Here is a 14,998-nt window from a genome sequence, read left to right as displayed (position 1 = left end):
GACGAGTGGGCGTAGATCATCGACCAGCATGGCGATGAAAGTTAACACCCCTGCGTCACGTTTACAACCACTTTGCGCCACAAAAAAATGCCGTTCAGTCGCTTAACTGAACGGCATTAGGGCCTCGACCCCGTTTTTTATTGCCCGCCCGAATCGTAATACGGGGCCGTAGTCAACGCGGGTAAATGGCGCCGAGCACGCGTTCGGCGGCCGCGCCGGTGACGGCCGGAAGATTGCCCGGCAGCCGCGCGATGCAACGCATCGCCAGCCACGCGAACGCGAGCGGTTCGACCTGGCTTGGCGGCACGCCGAGCGCATCGGTCGTCATTACCGGCACACCGCTCACGCCGCTGTCCTCCAGCGCCTGCTGCAATGCCTTCAGAATCTCCGGATTGCGCGCGCCGCCGCCGCACACATAGACCGCCCTCGCGTCGGACGCGTGCCGCTCGATTTCACGCGCGACCGTCACCGCTGTCAGCGCGACCAGCGTCGCCTGCACGTCGGCGGGGGTGAGCGCGGCGAACGGCTGGAGCTTCGCGTCGAGCCATTCGGGATTGAACAGGTCGCGACCGGTGCTCTTAGGCGGCTGCTGCGAGAAAAACGGCTCGTCGAGCAACGCATTCAGCAGCTTGCGATCCACCTGACCGCCGGCCGCGAAATGACCGTTTTCGTCGAACGGCTTGCCGAGGTGGCGCTGCGCCCATTCGTCGAGCAGCGCGTTCGCCGGTCCGCAGTCGAAGCCACGCACGCTGCCCGTCGCGTTCAGGATCGTGATGTTGCTGATGCCGCCGAGGTTGCAGACCACCCGCGTCTCGTCCTTCGCGCCGAACACCGTGGCGTGAAAGGCCGGCACGAGCGGTGCGCCCTGGCCGCCGGCCGCTACGTCGCGGCTGCGGAAATCGGCGACCACGTCGATGTGCATCATTTCCGCGAGCAGCGCGGGGTTGTTGATCTGCCGCGTATAGCCTTTTTCCGGCCGATGCCGCACCGTCTGCCCATGCGCCCCGATCGCGCGCACTTCCGTGGCGGACACGCGGCTGCCGCGCAGCAGTTCGTGGCAGCACACCGTATAGCGCGTGGCGAGCGCATTGGCGGCCAGCGCTTCGCGCTCGATCTCGTTGTCACCCGGTTGCTGGAGCGCGAACAGCGCCTCGCGTATCCCCGCGGAGAAGCCGACAAACGCCTCGGCCAGCACCACCGGCGACTTTCCTTCCTCAAATCGGACGGCCACGCCGTCCACACCGTCCATGCTCGTTCCGGACATCAATCCGAAGTAGACACCGTCTGCTGGGTGTTGCGCCACGTTGCTGCTCCTGTCGAGGGTCATTGCGATCCGTTTTAGCAGATTATCGGCGCAAGCGCGGTCGAATATGAGCGCGTCGACGCCGCCGGCACGGCGCGCCGCGCCGCGCGAAACGCGCGCCACCAGCGCGCGGTCGGTATGCCTGTAGGCAGCTATGCTCGCTTGTGACTCGTTCGTCGCCGCGTCAGTGGGCGCGTCGGCGCGTATCTATGGGACAATCTCCCTTTTTCGCGACTTCACGTTTCCAGCATGAGCACCGAGTCCACCAAGCCTAGCCCCGCTTCCGCCTTTCCGGTCACCGACGAAGTCCGTCACGCCCTCGCCGTCACCAAACGCGGAGTCGACGAACTGCTGATCGAAGACGAATTCGCGCAAAAACTCGCGAAGAGCGCGGCGACCGGCAAGCCGCTGCGCATCAAGCTCGGGCTCGATCCGACCGCGCCCGACATTCACATCGGCCATACGGTCGTCTTGAACAAGATGCGTCAGTTGCAGGATCTCGGTCACACGGTGATCTTCCTGATCGGCGATTTCACGTCGCTGATCGGCGATCCGTCGGGCCGTAACGCGACGCGCCCGCCGCTCACGCGCGAGCAGATCGAATCGAACGCGAAGACGTATTTCGAGCAGGCCGCGCTCGTGCTCGACCGCGACAAGACCGAGATCCGCTACAACAGCGAATGGTCGATGCCGCTTGGTGCCGACGGCATGATCAAGCTCGCGTCGCGCTACACGGTGGCGCGGATTCTGGAGCGCGAGGATTTCACCAAGCGTTTCCAGGGCGGCGTGCCGATCTCGATTCACGAGTTCCTGTACCCGCTGATGCAAGGCTACGACTCGGTCGCGCTGAATGCCGACCTCGAACTCGGCGGCACGGACCAGAAGTTCAACCTGCTGGTCGGCCGCGAGTTGCAGAAGCAGTACGGCCAGGAGCAGCAGTGCATCCTGACGATGCCGCTGCTCGAAGGGCTCGACGGCGTCGAGAAAATGTCGAAGTCGAAGAACAACTACATCGGCATCAGCGAGAAGCCGACCGACATGTTCGGCAAGCTGATGAGCATCTCCGACACGCTGATGTGGCGTTACTTCGAACTGCTGTCTTTCCGTCCGATGGACGAAATCGCGGGCTTCAGGAAAGAGATCGAAGCGGGCCGCAATCCGCGCGATTTCAAGGTGATGCTCGGCCAGGAAATCGTCGCGCGCTTTCACACGCAGTCCGACGCCGAGCGCGCGCTCGAAGACTTCAACCATCGCGCGAAGGGCGGCGTGCCGGACGATATCCCGGCGGTGACGCTGGCCGGCGCACCGCTCGCGATCGGCCAGTTGCTGAAGCAGGCCAACCTGGTGCCGTCGACCAGCGAAGCGCTGCGCAATATCGAGCAGGGCGGCGTGAAGATCGACGGCGCGACCGTCTCCGACAAGGGGCTGAAGGTCGAAGCGGGTGAGTACGTGGTGCAGGTGGGCAAGCGCCGCTTTGCACGCGTCACGCTTACGGCGTGATCGCTCGGTGACGCATCGACCGTTGCCAGCAGAGTCGAACAGCCGATGATCGCGCTGATCCAACGCGTGCGCCGCGCCGAAGTGCGCGTAGCCGACCGGGTGACCGGTGCAATCGACGCGGGTCTGCTCGCGCTCGTGTGCGCGGAACGCGGTGATACCGAGGCGGCCGCCGACCGGCTGCTCGCCAAGGTGCTTGGCTATCGCGTGTTCAGCGACGCGGCGGGCAAGATGAATGTCTCCGTGCAGAATCTCGATGGCGCGGGACGCGCGGGCGGCCTGCTGCTCGTGTCGCAATTCACGTTGGCGGCGGACACCAACAGCGGCCTGCGCCCGAGCTTCACGCCGGCCGCGCCGCCGGATGAAGGCAAGCGCCTGTTCGACTACTTCGTGGCGGCCGCGCGCGCGAAGCATCCAATCGTCGAGACGGGCGAGTTCGGCGCGGATATGCAGGTGTCGCTCGTCAACGACGGGCCGGTCACGTTCTGGTTGCAGACGAACGCCTGAGCCTGCATCCGGCGAACGAGACGCCTCGTTCGCTATCCTCCGACGCGCGCCACTATGCGCGCGTCTTACCCTCCAGCCGTTTTTGCGACAATAGCGGCTCGGCATAACCGGCGAACGGCGCCCACTCCTATCTCATGACTACGCAGATTCTGTTCATCCGGCACGGCGAGACCGACTGGAACCGCATCAAGCGCATTCAAGGTCACATCGACATTCCGCTCGCGACCACCGGGTTGGCCCAGGCGCAACGTCTCGCGCGCCGCATCGCCGACGAGGCGAAACAGGGCGCTCGCCTCGATGCAATCTATTCGAGCGATCTGCAACGCGCGCAGCAGACCGCGCAGCCCATCGCCGACGCGCTAGGCTTGCCGCTGCAACTGCGCGAAGGTCTGCGCGAGCGGTCCTATGGCGCTTTCCAGGGACATGACAGCGACGAGATCGCGCTGCGCTTTCCCGATGAATACGCGCACTGGCAAACCCGCGATCCTGGTTTTGCGCCGCCTGAAGGCGAGTCGCAGCGCGTGTTCTACCATCGCGTGGTCCATGCGATCGAGCCGCTGGTCGCCGCGCATCCGGGCGAGCGGATCGCTTGTGTCGCGCATGGCGGCGTGCTCGATTGCGTGCGCCGTTTCGCGTGTGGTTTGCCGCTCGACGCGCCGCGTCATTACCCGCTGCTCAACACCAGTCTGAATGTGGTGGATTTCGATCACGGTGCGGCGACGATCGTCTCGTGGGCGGACATTGCGCATCTCGACGCGCCTGCTGCGGACGATGGTTTCAGGAAGGTTCCGGAACCGGGGCGTTGAGCGTAGAAGCGCTGCGCGCGGTTTGAACGGAGGTGTTTGCCGCGGTCACGTCGAACGACGTAGCGTGCCATGGAGCAGCGCCGGGCGCAGGTTGACTGAGCGGTGTGTGCGCGTAGCCGCAGCCCGCGTCAATGCGGTTCGTGCGTCGCAGCCACGCGCCGGCGCGCGCGTTTCGATATCCCGTTCACCAGCGCCCAGCGAATGATTGGCGCGACGAGCCGCACGCCCGGCCTCGCGAACGTCCGGCGCAGCGCCGCATAGCGCTCGAATCCCAACATCGACTGCGCCCAGTCCGGCAGAAGATCAACACCGGCGCTGAGCATCAACGTGCCGGCGGGCCGCATCGCCATGCTCGGGGCGGGCGCACTCATCAGAATCCTCACAAGTTCGCTCGTGCGCTCGCTGGCCACCAGCGCAGGCCGCATGGCCCCCAGATAAGCGTCGATCTCGGCGCGCGAGCGCGGAACGTTCTCCGCGCCGAGCATTTCGGCAATGCGCGCCGTTTCCGCGAAGTATTGATCCTGCGCGTCCACGGATAGTTGCGGATTCACATAACGCAAGTGCGCAGTCATGAAACTCGACACCTCGGCGACATGCACCCACGTCAGCAGTGCCGGTTCGCTCGCGTGATACGTCCGTCCGTCCGCTGCGGTGCCGCTGACGCCGAGATGGATGCGCCTGACGCGTTCGATCAGCGCCAACGCATCGTGCCGGTTGCCGTATGTCGTGCCGGCGATGAAGGTCGCCGTGCGGCGCAGGCGCCCGAGAATATCGGTGCGGAAGGTCGAATGGTCCCACACGCCGGCGAGCGCCAACGGGTGCAACGCCTGAAGCAGCAACGCGCTGATGCCGCCCGTCATCATCGACGTGAAGTCGGCGTGGACTTTCCAGCACACGGAGTCGGGCCCGAACAGGCCCGGATCGCCGGGCGGCGATGAATAGTCGAGAGTCGGGCCGCTGCCGCTCGTCAGATGCGTGACGCCGGCGGCCAGTTTCGAGCGGAGCCTGCGTGTGAGCAACTGGGCGATCCCACTGGATGAGCCGGAACGCCCCGTCGTCTGGTCGGACATCCTGAGCGGCCTCGCTACGTGCTGCTCACTGCGCGGCCGCATCCCACAGGCCGGGCAGCGTGCTCGACGCGTCCGGCGCGGCGAGACCGAAATGCCGGTAGGTCAGCAGCGTGGCGACGCGGCCGCGCGGCGTGCGTTGCAGGAAGCCTTGCTGGATCAGATACGGTTCGAGCACGTCCTCGATCGTGTCGCGCTCTTCGCCAATGGCCGCCGCCAGATTGTCAACGCCGACCGGGCCGCCGTCGAACTTGTGCAGGATGGCTTCGAGCAGCTTGCGGTCCATCAGGTCGAAGCCGACCCCATCGACGTCGAGCATGCGCAGCGCGGCATCGGCCACTTGCGCGGTGATGTTGCCGTCCGCTTTCACCTCGGCGAAGTCGCGCACGCGGCGCAGCAGGCGGTTTGCGATACGCGGCGTGCCGCGCGCGCGTTTGGCGATTTCGAACGCGCCGTCCGGATGAATCTGCGCGTTCAACAGCGACGCCGAGCGCGTGACGATGCGCGCCAGCTCCTCGGCGTTGTAAAACTCCAGTCGCGCGACGATGCCGAAGCGGTCGCGCAGCGGATTGGTCAGCATGCCCGCGCGCGTGGTTGCGCCGACCAGCGTGAACGGCTGCAAGTCCAGCTTCACGCTGCGCGCGGCAGGCCCTTCGCCGATCATGATGTCGATCTGATAATCCTCGAGCGCCGGGTACAGGATTTCTTCGACGACCGGCGAGAGCCGGTGGATTTCGTCGATGAACAGCACGTCGTTGGCTTCGAGATTGGTCAGCAGTGCGGCGAGGTCGCCGGCGCGTTCGAGCACCGGTCCTGACGTCTGCCGAAGATTGACGCCCATCTCCCGCGCGATGATGTGCGCGAGCGTGGTTTTGCCGAGACCCGGCGGCCCGAACAGCAACACGTGGTCGAGCGATTCGGAACGGCGTTTGGCGGCCTCGATGAAAATTTCCAGCTGACCGCGCACTTTTTCCTGCCCGACATATTCTTCGAGCTGGCGCGGGCGCAACGCGCGCTCGAACGCTTCTTCGTTCGGCGAAACGGGCGTGGCCGCGATGATGCGCTCGGCGGCGAGTTTGTCGGTTTCGATCATCCGGTCATTGTACCGCGAGGAGTCCAGCGCGAAACCCGGCCGAACAGCCAGGGTGCGATCAGCCGGGGCTTGTGCGAAGCTCTGTCGACCCGCACATGTCGTCGAGTCGCGAGATCCGCGTCAAGCCTTCGACAACGCCTTCAACGCGAGCTTGATGCCCTCGGAGACGCCTGTGCCGGCCGGCACGTTCTTGATGGCCGCCAACGCTTCTTTCTCGGAGTAGCCCAACGCGAGCAGCGCGTTGAGGATGTCGGACGCATGACCGGACGGCGAGGCCGCGCCCGCCATCGCGCCCAGGTCCGCGCCGAGCTTACCCTTCAGTTCGAGCAGCAGCCGCTCCGCGGTCTTCTTGCCGATACCCGGCACACGCGTGAGGCGCGCCGCGTCCTGCATCGTGACGGTCTGCGCCAGTTCGTGCACGCTCATGCCCGATAGCACCGCGAGTGCCATGCGTGCGCCGATGCCGGAAATTTTCAGCAGTTCGCGGAAGGTCGAGCGTTCCTCGGCAGTGCCGAAGCCGTAGAGCAGATGCGCGTCTTCGCGCACGATCATCTGCGTGAGCAGCACGATGCGCTCGCCGTTCGACGGCAGGTTGTAGAACGTGCTCATCGGCACGTCGACTTCGTAACCGACGCCGTTGCAGTCGACGAGCAGATGCGGCGGGTTTTTTTCCAGCAGAACGCCGGCAATGCGACCGATCATGGCGAATTCAATCTCGAGAGAAAGGGCGAGTGTAGCGCAGCGAGTGCGCGTCGCGCGATGCGCAATCGCGTCGATCGACGTTGACCCGCATGAGCCGGGTGCATAGACTGAGATCCCTTTTGGCGGGTTCTCAACCCATTCACCCAGAAGGAGCTTCCATGCTGAGCCTGACCACTCTCGCGCTATTCGCAGGCGCGTGTCTCGCGTTGACCGCCACGCCCGGACCCGACATGTTGTTGATTGCCTCGCGAAGCGTGAGCCAAGGGCGTTCGGCAGGGTTCGCGTCGTTGGCCGGTATTCTGGTCGGCACGTACTGTCACGCGTTGGCCGCGGCGTTCGGTTTGTCGCAACTCTTCCTGGCGGTGCCGATGGCTTATGACGCCGTGCGTTTCGCGGGCGCTGCGTATCTGCTGTATCTCGCCTGGAAAACGGTCCGCACGCAAGGCACGGTGCTGACGCCGAATGCGTCGATGAGCCGTTACCCGGTCGGCCGCGTTTTTCGCCAGGGCCTCTTCACCAATTTGCTGAATCCGAAGGTTGCGCTGTTCGTGCTCGCGTTGTTTCCGCAATTCGTGCGGCCCGAAGCGGGTTCCGTCGCGTTGCAGATCATGGTGCTGGCAACGGTGCTGAACCTGATCGGCTTTTGCGTGAACGGCGCGGTGATTCTGATGGCGAGCAAGTTGAGCCGCAAGCTGTCGGCAGGGCGCCGGCCGTCGCGGACGCCGCAGTATTTGCTGGGGACGGTGTTTGCCGGGCTGGCATGCCGTCTCGCGCTGGCCAGTCGGAGTTGAACGCGTCGGGCGAGGGGCGCAGGCGCGTGATCGCGAACCGCAGGCTGTTGCTGGACGCGAGGCTTGTGGCGTAAGCCGGTTTTGACCGCCGGGGCGCGAGCGGCAAACCATGGTTGCCCGCGACCCGCGACCCGCGACCCGCGACCCGCGACCCGTGAGTCATGCCCGTGGCGTGCTGTGGAACACGAAAGCGGCCCACTGCCGCGCTATCCCACCAGGCGCCCGCGCCTCACCCGTAGCCCTTTCTTCGCTAGCGAAGGCGCGATGCCGCCCAGCGTGCTCAACGTCGAACCGCCATGCGCGTGGCAGATCGCCATGCCGAGCGCGTCGGCAGCGTCGGTGCCGGGTACGCCGGACAGATTGAGCAGCCGCACCACCATCTGCTGCATCTGCTCCTTGGTCGCGCGGCCGTAGCCCACCACGCTCTGCTTCAGTTGCAGCGCGGTGTATTCGGCAACCGGCACGCCGCCCGCCACCAGCCCGCAGATCGCCGCGCCGCGTGCCTGGCCGAGCAGCAGCGTCGATTGCGGATTGACGTTGACAAACACTTTTTCGATCGCCGACTGATCCGGCGAATGCTGGCGGATCAGCGTCGAGATGCCTTCGAAGATGGTGCCAAGCCGCGACGGCAAATCGGCGTCGGCGGTTTTGATGACGCCGCTCGCGACATAGCTGAGCGTGTGGCCGTTTTGGTCGATCACGCCGAAGCCGGTGACGCGCAGGCCGGGGTCGATGCCGAGAATTCTCATGAGGTGCCGCGAATGCGGTAAAAGCCAGGTGCCTGCGATACTACAACACGCACGCCGGATGGCGGCCTGCAGACGGCGGGATCGGCGGAATAAAAGCTGCTGGAGGCGTTGCGAGGAGGCAATCGCAGATGGAGCGCTATTGGAATCTTAGCGGCGACTCGGGCGTCGACGCGTATGAACTCGGCGACGATTTCGTCAAGGTCCGCTTCAGGCCGGGCATCGTCTATTGGTACACAGAGGCGAGTGTCGGCGCGCGGCACCTTGCCGTGTTAAAGCGCCTCGCGCGGCGCGGACAGGGGCTTGGCACGTATATCAGCCAGCATCCGGAGGTGAAGAACGGCTATGCGAGAAAAGAACCGGACGATTGAGCGGCGCGCAGCAGGATAAAGCAAAGGGATGCGCCCCAAAGAGCGGCCTGAAAAGAAAACGGCCCGGCGGAAGTTCCACCAGGCCATTTTTGTGAAGCTCAGCGCTTACTCAGCGACGTCCGCCGCGACATGCAGCATGCACGCGGCAGCACAACCGCTAGCCAACCCTGCCTCAATGACGGAAGTGACGCACGCCGGTCACCACCATCGCGATGTTGTGCTCATCGGCTGCGTTGATCACTTCGTCGTCGCGCATCGAGCCGCCCGGCTGAATCACGCAGCTTGCGCCTGCTGCGACGACCACGTCGAGGCCGTCGCGGAACGGGAAGAACGCATCCGACGCCACCGCCGAACCCGTCAGCGTCAAACCGGCGTTCTGCGCTTTGATGCTGGCGATGCGCGCCGAGTCCACGCGGCTCATCTGGCCGGCGCCGACGCCGAGCGTCATGCCGCTCGCGCAGAACACGATCGCGTTCGACTTCACGTACTTCGCGACGCGCCATGCAAACAGCAGATCGTCCATTTCCTTCGGCGTCGGATGACGCTTGGTCACCACGCGCAAGTCGCGCGGCTGCACGTTCTTCGAATCGAGCGATTGCACCAGCAGGCCGCCGCCGACGCGCTTCAGATCGAACGCGTTATGGCCTTCGCCCAGCGCGATTTCCAGCAGACGCACGTTCTGCTTCGCCGCGAACACCTGGCGCGCTGCGGCGCTGAACGACGGCGCGATCAGCACCTCGACGAACTGCTTGGCCACGGCTTGCGCGGCCGCTTCGTCCACTTCGCGGTTGAACGCGATGATGCCGCCGAACGCCGAGGTCGGGTCGGTCTGGAACGCCTTCGAATATGCCTCGTGCGCATCCGTGCCGACTGCCACGCCGCACGGATTCGCGTGCTTGACGATCACGCAGGCCGGCACGTCGAACGTCTTCACGCATTCCCACGCCGCGTCGGAATCCGCGATGTTGTTGTACGACAGTTCCTTGCCTTGCAACTGGTTGTAGTTCGCCAGCGCGCCGGCCGGCGCGCTCAGGTCGCGGTAGAACGCGGCGCTCTGATGCGGGTTCTCGCCGTAGCGCAGGTCCTGCACCTTGTTGAACGCCAGATTGAAGGTTGCCGGATAAGCATTGCGCGACGCGTGTTGCAGCTCGTCGGTCAGGCTCGTCAGATAGTTCGTGATCGCGCCGTCATATTGCGCGGTGTGCGCGAACACCTTGGTCGCGAGGCGGAAGTTCGTCTTGTACGACACCGCGTTGCTGTTCGCGCGCATTTCTTCGAGCACCAGCGCGTAGTCGGCCGGGTCGACCACCACCGTCACGTCGCGATGATTCTTCGCGGCCGAGCGCAGCATGGTCGGGCCGCCGATGTCGATGTTCTCGATCGCGTCTTCCAGCGAGCACTCTTCCTTCGACACGGTCTGCACGAACGGGTAGAGGTTCACGACCAGCAGGTCGATGGTCGGAATATCGTGCTTCTCAAGCGCCGCCATGTGTTCCGGCAGGTCGCGGCGCGCGAGGATGCCGCCGTGCACCTTCGGATGCAGCGTTTTCACGCGCCCGTCCAGCATTTCCGGGAAGCCCGTGTAGTCGGCGACTTCGGTGACGGAGAGGCCCGCGTCCGCGAGCAGTTTCGCGGTGCCGCCGGTCGACAGGATCTTGATGCCGAGGTCGGACAGCGACTTCGCGAAGTCGACGATGCCCGACTTGTCGGAAACGGAGATGAGCGCTTGCTTGATCATGATGAAGACGAAAAGCCGAAGAGAAACGTGGCGGGGCGCGAAGAAACTACAACAAACCGTGCTGTTGCAGCTTCTTGCGCAGCGTATTGCGGTTGATGCCGAGATACTCGGCGGCCAGCGACTGATTGCCGCCGGCCTGCTCGAGCACCACCTCGAGCAGGGGTTTTTCCACGCACGAAATCACCATGTCATAGACATCGTGCGGATTGGAGCCGTCGAGGTCCTGGAAATACATCCCCAGGCTGTCGCGGACAGATTGTTCGATATTGTTCTTGCTCATGCTGCTAGTAGGTCGGTAGGGTCCTCGCCCTTGCTGTCGGGCGTTTCGTCGACGTAGACGAGGCGGTCGGAGAGCGCCTTTTGTGCGTCAAAGAACTCGTTGACGGCGAGGAGTTGTTCGCGCGTGGTGTCCAGCGTATTCATGCGATGCCGGAACACATTGGCGCCGGAAAGGCCGCGAGTGTACCAGCCGATGTGCTTGCGCGCAGTGCGGACACCTGTAAATTCGCCGTAGAACGCGTAGTGATCTTCGAGATGCTCGTTCATCACCTGCTGGATTTCGTCGATGCGCGGCGGCGGCAGCAACTCGCCCGTTTGCAGGAAATACTCGATCTCGCGGAACAGCCACGGGCGCCCCTGCGCGGCGCGGCCGATCATGATCGCGTCGGCGCCGGTGACGGCAAGCACCTCGCGCGCTTTTTGCGGCGTTGTGATGTCGCCGTTGGCCACCACCGGAATGCGCACCGACGCCTTCACCGCGGCGATGGTCTCGTATTCGGCGTCGCCGTGGTACAGGTCGGCGCGCGTGCGGCCGTGCACGGTCAGCATCGAAATGCCGGCGGCTTCGGCCAGATGCGCGACGCGCAATGCATTCTTGTTGTCGCGGTCCCAGCCGGTACGGATTTTCAGCGTGACGGGCACCGCGTCGGGCCCGACGCCCACCGCGCCCACCACCGCCTCGACGATGCGCTGCACCAGCGGCTCGTTCTGCAGCAGAGCGGAACCCGCGGCCACATTGCACACCTTCTTGGCCGGGCAGCCCATGTTGATGTCGATGATCTGCGCGCCGTTCGCCACGTTGTAGCGGGCCGCTTCGGCCATCATCGCCGGATCGGCGCCGGCGATCTGCACGGCGATCGGCTCGACTTCGCCCGCGTGATTGGCGCGGCGCATGGTCTTTTCGCTTTTCCACAGCTGCGCGTTCGAGGCGACCATTTCCGACACCGCATAGCCCGCGCCCAGCCGCTTGCACAGCTGCCGGAACGGTCGATCGGTCACGCCGGCCATCGGGGCGACGAACAGGTTGTTACGCAGATTGTGGGAGCCGAGAGTGGGCATGACGTGGACGACGCGCGTGCGACGGACTGCCCAGGATTCGACAATCGAAGCACCGCGAAAATGCGAGGGAAAACTGCCATTTTAGCGTTAACAGGCAACCGGCACCCGCCAGGTGCGTGTCCTAACCCGTTAAATCTTCTATGAAAGTGCGCCGGTTCATAGAACCGGCGGCCTTGCGCGGGCTGCTTGAAAAAGCCGCGGCGCGCGGGCTGGCGGTGCGCCTAGCGGCGTTGTCCGAACATCATCTGGCGTGCCAGCGCGGTTTTCACCGGCGGCGCGAACTCGAGCGCGGTGAGCGCGAGGCCGCGCATGATCGCGAGCGGCGCGAAGTCGACCGTGAAAAGGCGCGCGAGGATGTCGGTGGCGCCGATCGTCATGCGCCGGTCGAGCGCGCGGCGTTGCGCGAAGGTCGCGAGGGCGAGCGGCGTCGGGCCTTCCGCCGACAATGCGTCGGCGAGCGCGTGCGCATCCCGCAAGCCGAGATTGAGGCCTTGACCCGCCACCGGATGCAGCGTCTGCGCCGCGTTGCCGATCGCGACGACGTGGCCGTTCACCAGCGTCTCGACCGTGTTCAGTCCCAGCGGGAACGACGCGCGCCCTTTGATTTGCGTGAAGCGGCCCATGCGGTCGCCGAACGCGGCGCCGAGTTCGCGCAGGAACGCGTCGTCGGGGAGTTGCGCGCGGCGCGCGGCTGCGTCGGGCGCGCAGCACCAGACCAGCGCGTAGTCAGCGCCGCGCACGCCGCCCATCGGCAGCAGCGCGATCGGGCCTTCCGATGTGAAGCGCTCCCACGCCACGTGCGGTTGCGGCGCGGACACGGTGACCGTGCCGACCAGCGCGGTTTGCCCGTAGTCACGCGTGCCTTTGCCGGCCAGGTTCCCCGCCGCGGCATTGGCCAGGCTTTTGCCTGCGGCTTCCACGTGCTTGTCGACGCCGATGCTCGCACCCTTGCGCGCTTTCAGGTCGCCGAACAATCCGCCTTCCGCATTCACCAGAATCCGCGTGCGCAGTTTGCGCGTGACACCTGCGGTTTCGATCGGCAGCGTCACGCCGTCGTGTTCCTGAAGCGGCGCGGCGGCGGACGTGGAGCGGAACCAGTGGACCGAGGTCGCGTGGACCGCCTCGGCAAGACCGTGCACGATCGAGCCGTACCGCAGCACGTAACCGAGCGCCGGCAAACCATGCTCGCTGTGATCGATCAGCGTGCGGCCGAAATGGCCGCGCTGCGACACGTGGATGCGCTGGATCGCGGTGGCGTCGGCGGGCCAGCGCAGCGGCTCGAGGATCATCCGGCTGCCGTGCGATACGGCGATAGCGCGCGGATCGGCGATCGAATCTTCCGGCTCGCGCGCGTCGATCAGCGCGATCTTCAGCGTGTGCGTCACGCTGCGCCGCGCCAGCCAGCCGGCGAGCGCGAGCCCGACCGGACCGGCGCCGACGATCGTCACGTCGAAGTCGAAGGAATGATCGGTCGCGGCGGGCTTCAGAATCACCGTCGACGGAGAGGCGTCGTTCATTGCGGATTACTTCCTCGTTTCATGGGCCGCGCGGGCTTCCTGCATCAGCGCCTCGATCTCGTCTGTGGCTACCGGCACGTCGCGCGTGATCAGCTCGCAGCCGGTCGGCGTGACGATCGCGTCGTCCTCGATGCGGATGCCGATGTTCCAGTAGCGCTCGGGCACGCCCTCGGCTGGACGGATGTACAGCCCGGGCTCGATGGTCAGCGTCATCGACGCGCGCAGCGTGCGCCACGGCAATGCGCCCGCTTCGTCGCGCGTCGCGTCGCGCTCGCGGTAGTCGCCGACGTCGTGCACGTCCATGCCGAGCCAGTGGCCGGTGCGGTGCATGTAGAACGGCGCGTAGGCGCGCTCGGCAAGCACGTCGTGGACCGACGCGAATTTCGTGCGTTCGATGATGCCGGTGTCGAGCAGGCCCTGCGACAGCACGCGCAGCGCGGCCTGGTGCGGATCGTCGAAGGTGGCGCCGGCGCGGGTGGCGTCGACCGCGGCCTGCTGCGCGGCCAGCACGATGTCGTACAGCTCGCGCTGCGCCGGCGTGAAGCGGCCGCTCGCCGGGAAGGTGCGAGTGATGTCCGACGCGTAGCCGTCGAGTTCGCAGGCCGCGTCGATCAGGATCAGGTCGCCGTCCTGGGCAATCGCGTTGCCGGCCGGGTAGTGCAGCACGCAGGCATTCGCGCCCGCCGCGACGATCGACGTATAAGCGGGCGCCTGTGCGCCGAATTTGCGGAACGTGTAGAGCAGTTCGGCTTCGAGTTCATATTCGCGCACGCCGGGGCGGCACGCGGCCATCGCGCGGCGATGCGCGGCGGCGGAAATCTGCCCCGCCCGGCGCATGATCGCGAGTTCGTGGTCGTCCTTGACCAGCCGCATCTCGTCGAGCAGCGGCAGCAGATCGCGCGCGGCGGCTGGCGCAACGGTACCGCTGCGTCCTTGTGCGCGCACCGCGTCCAGCCAGCCGCGCACTCGTTCGTCGAGTTGCGCCGACGTGCCGAGCGCGTAATGCAGCGCCGGTTTGTCGGCGATGAGCCGCGGCAGGTGCGTGTCGATTTCGCCGATCGCGAACGCGGCGTCGAAGCCGAACGCCGTGCGCGCCCCGTCAGGGCCGAAGCGGAAGCCTTCCCAGGTTTCGCGCTCGATGTTCTTCTCGCGGCAGAACAGCACCGAGGCCGGCTCGCCGGGTGCGGCGCTTGCATCGAGCACCAGCAGCGCTTCGGGCTCGGTGAAGCCGGTCAGATAATAGAAGTAGCTGTCGTGCCGGTACGGGTAGTCGGCGTCGCGGTTGCGCAGCGCTTCCGGCGCGGTCGGGACGATGGCGACGCCGCCGCCCGCGGCGCGCAGCGCGGCGAGGACGCGCTCGCGGCGCGTGCGGTAGACGTCGATGGCGATGGTGGGTTCGGTCGGCTGGTTCATCGTGCGATTGTAGCGCCCAATGCGTGCAGTCATTTTGCGCAACGCCGGCTGGCAAGACGGCCGCCGGCATGTTGCAATCCATCCACAACGCGGCTCCGTGGCGCTTGCG

At 65.6% G+C, this 14,998-nt stretch carries 15 protein-coding genes; 5 read left to right on the top strand and 10 right to left on the bottom strand.

Features of this window, described 5'->3' with window-relative positions; genetic code table 11:
• Window positions 1-172 precede the first annotated feature (172 nt).
• A complete protein-coding gene (locus FVF58_RS22310) occupies window positions 173-1,303 on the bottom strand; it encodes an anhydro-N-acetylmuramic acid kinase (RefSeq protein ID WP_188130896.1) in 1,131 nt (376 codons plus the stop codon).
• Between the two features lie 249 nt (window positions 1,304-1,552).
• Here FVF58_RS22310 and tyrS point away from each other — a divergent pair, with 249 nt between their 5' ends.
• From tyrS to FVF58_RS22295, 3 genes are all read left to right on the top strand, one after another.
• Window positions 1,553-2,803: a tyrosine--tRNA ligase gene (tyrS, locus tag FVF58_RS22305; RefSeq protein ID WP_149672006.1), complete on the top strand. Its 1,251-nt coding sequence runs from the start codon at window positions 1,553-1,555 to the stop codon at window positions 2,801-2,803.
• A 45-nt stretch (window positions 2,804-2,848) separates the two neighbouring features.
• Window positions 2,849-3,307, top strand: a complete 459-nt coding sequence (dtd, locus tag FVF58_RS22300; protein ID WP_149672005.1) for a D-aminoacyl-tRNA deacylase — start codon at window positions 2,849-2,851, stop codon at window positions 3,305-3,307.
• Between the two features lie 134 nt (window positions 3,308-3,441).
• Window positions 3,442-4,113, top strand: coding sequence for a histidine phosphatase family protein (locus FVF58_RS22295; protein ID WP_149672004.1), 672 nt, complete (start codon window positions 3,442-3,444; stop codon window positions 4,111-4,113).
• A gap of 128 nt (window positions 4,114-4,241) precedes the next feature.
• On the opposite strand, the gene FVF58_RS22290 is transcribed toward FVF58_RS22295, so the two are convergent.
• The 3 genes from FVF58_RS22290 to ruvA form a co-directional block, all read right to left on the bottom strand.
• Window positions 4,242-5,183: an oxygenase MpaB family protein gene (locus tag FVF58_RS22290; protein WP_149672003.1), complete on the bottom strand. Its 942-nt coding sequence runs from the start codon at window positions 5,181-5,183 to the stop codon at window positions 4,242-4,244.
• Between the two features lie 25 nt (window positions 5,184-5,208).
• Window positions 5,209-6,273 (bottom strand): Holliday junction branch migration DNA helicase RuvB, encoded by a 1,065-nt coding sequence (ruvB, locus tag FVF58_RS22285; protein ID WP_149672002.1) that lies wholly within the window; start codon window positions 6,271-6,273, stop codon window positions 5,209-5,211.
• Between the two features lie 120 nt (window positions 6,274-6,393).
• Window positions 6,394-6,975: a Holliday junction branch migration protein RuvA gene (ruvA, locus tag FVF58_RS22280; protein WP_149672001.1), complete on the bottom strand. Its 582-nt coding sequence runs from the start codon at window positions 6,973-6,975 to the stop codon at window positions 6,394-6,396.
• 158 nt (window positions 6,976-7,133) lie between these two features.
• Between ruvA and FVF58_RS22275 the strand changes: the two genes are divergently transcribed.
• Window positions 7,134-7,766: a LysE family translocator gene (locus FVF58_RS22275; RefSeq protein WP_149672000.1), complete on the top strand. Its 633-nt coding sequence runs from the start codon at window positions 7,134-7,136 to the stop codon at window positions 7,764-7,766.
• Window positions 7,767-7,972: 206 nt separating this feature from the next.
• Here FVF58_RS22275 and ruvC read toward each other — a convergent pair whose 3' ends face one another.
• On the bottom strand, window positions 7,973-8,515 hold the full coding sequence (gene ruvC / locus FVF58_RS22270; protein WP_149671999.1) for a crossover junction endodeoxyribonuclease RuvC: 543 nt from the start codon (window positions 8,513-8,515) through the stop codon (window positions 7,973-7,975).
• Window positions 8,516-8,643: 128 nt separating this feature from the next.
• Here ruvC and FVF58_RS22265 point away from each other — a divergent pair, with 128 nt between their 5' ends.
• A complete protein-coding gene (locus FVF58_RS22265; RefSeq protein ID WP_149671998.1) occupies window positions 8,644-8,883 on the top strand; it encodes a hypothetical protein in 240 nt (79 codons plus the stop codon).
• A gap of 172 nt (window positions 8,884-9,055) precedes the next feature.
• On the opposite strand, the gene purH is transcribed toward FVF58_RS22265, so the two are convergent.
• From purH to FVF58_RS22240, 5 genes are all read right to left on the bottom strand, one after another.
• Window positions 9,056-10,621 (bottom strand): bifunctional phosphoribosylaminoimidazolecarboxamide formyltransferase/IMP cyclohydrolase, encoded by a 1,566-nt coding sequence (gene purH, locus FVF58_RS22260; protein ID WP_149671997.1) that lies wholly within the window; start codon window positions 10,619-10,621, stop codon window positions 9,056-9,058.
• A 46-nt stretch (window positions 10,622-10,667) separates the two neighbouring features.
• Entirely contained in the window at window positions 10,668-10,901 is a 234-nt protein-coding gene (locus FVF58_RS22255; protein WP_007180440.1) for a Fis family transcriptional regulator, read from the bottom strand.
• Window positions 10,898-11,959, bottom strand: a complete 1,062-nt coding sequence (gene dusB / locus FVF58_RS22250) for a tRNA dihydrouridine synthase DusB (RefSeq protein WP_149671996.1) — start codon at window positions 11,957-11,959, stop codon at window positions 10,898-10,900. Before dusB ends, FVF58_RS22255 begins: the two co-directional genes overlap by 4 nt.
• A gap of 221 nt (window positions 11,960-12,180) precedes the next feature.
• Window positions 12,181-13,476, bottom strand: a complete 1,296-nt coding sequence (locus tag FVF58_RS22245; RefSeq protein ID WP_149671995.1) for a UbiH/UbiF/VisC/COQ6 family ubiquinone biosynthesis hydroxylase — start codon at window positions 13,474-13,476, stop codon at window positions 12,181-12,183.
• Window positions 13,477-13,482: 6 nt separating this feature from the next.
• A complete protein-coding gene (locus FVF58_RS22240) occupies window positions 13,483-14,889 on the bottom strand; it encodes an aminopeptidase P N-terminal domain-containing protein (RefSeq protein WP_149672017.1) in 1,407 nt (468 codons plus the stop codon).
• Between the last annotated feature and the right edge of the window lie 109 nt (window positions 14,890-14,998).

This window comes from Paraburkholderia panacisoli (genome assembly GCF_008369935.1).
In the GTDB taxonomy this organism is placed as follows: Bacteria; Pseudomonadota; Gammaproteobacteria; order Burkholderiales; family Burkholderiaceae; genus Paraburkholderia; species Paraburkholderia panacisoli.
This window is presented reverse-complemented; position numbering and strand designations above follow the sequence as displayed.

Excerpts from the sequence above, each read along its gene's own strand:
- dtd (WP_149672005.1), top strand. The coding sequence starts at position 2,849 with ATGATCGCGCTGATCCAACGCGTGCGCCGCGCCGAAGTGCGCGTAGCC.
- FVF58_RS22290 (WP_149672003.1), bottom strand. The coding sequence starts at position 5,183 with ATGTCCGACCAGACGACGGGGCGTTCCGGCTCATCCAGTGGGATCGCC.
- FVF58_RS22255 (WP_007180440.1), bottom strand. The coding sequence starts at position 10,901 with ATGAGCAAGAACAATATCGAACAATCTGTCCGCGACAGCCTGGGGATG.
- FVF58_RS22275 (WP_149672000.1), top strand. The coding sequence starts at position 7,134 with ATGCTGAGCCTGACCACTCTCGCGCTATTCGCAGGCGCGTGTCTCGCG.
- FVF58_RS22240 (WP_149672017.1), bottom strand. The coding sequence starts at position 14,889 with ATGAACCAGCCGACCGAACCCACCATCGCCATCGACGTCTACCGCACG.
- FVF58_RS22245 (WP_149671995.1), bottom strand. The coding sequence starts at position 13,476 with ATGAACGACGCCTCTCCGTCGACGGTGATTCTGAAGCCCGCCGCGACC.
- ruvB (WP_149672002.1), bottom strand. The coding sequence starts at position 6,273 with ATGATCGAAACCGACAAACTCGCCGCCGAGCGCATCATCGCGGCCACG.
- FVF58_RS22295 (WP_149672004.1), top strand. The coding sequence starts at position 3,442 with ATGACTACGCAGATTCTGTTCATCCGGCACGGCGAGACCGACTGGAAC.
- tyrS (WP_149672006.1), top strand. The coding sequence starts at position 1,553 with ATGAGCACCGAGTCCACCAAGCCTAGCCCCGCTTCCGCCTTTCCGGTC.
- FVF58_RS22265 (WP_149671998.1), top strand. The coding sequence starts at position 8,644 with ATGGAGCGCTATTGGAATCTTAGCGGCGACTCGGGCGTCGACGCGTAT.
- ruvC (WP_149671999.1), bottom strand. The coding sequence starts at position 8,515 with ATGAGAATTCTCGGCATCGACCCCGGCCTGCGCGTCACCGGCTTCGGC.
- dusB (WP_149671996.1), bottom strand. The coding sequence starts at position 11,959 with ATGCCCACTCTCGGCTCCCACAATCTGCGTAACAACCTGTTCGTCGCC.
- purH (WP_149671997.1), bottom strand. The coding sequence starts at position 10,621 with ATGATCAAGCAAGCGCTCATCTCCGTTTCCGACAAGTCGGGCATCGTC.
- ruvA (WP_149672001.1), bottom strand. The coding sequence starts at position 6,975 with ATGATCGGTCGCATTGCCGGCGTTCTGCTGGAAAAAAACCCGCCGCAT.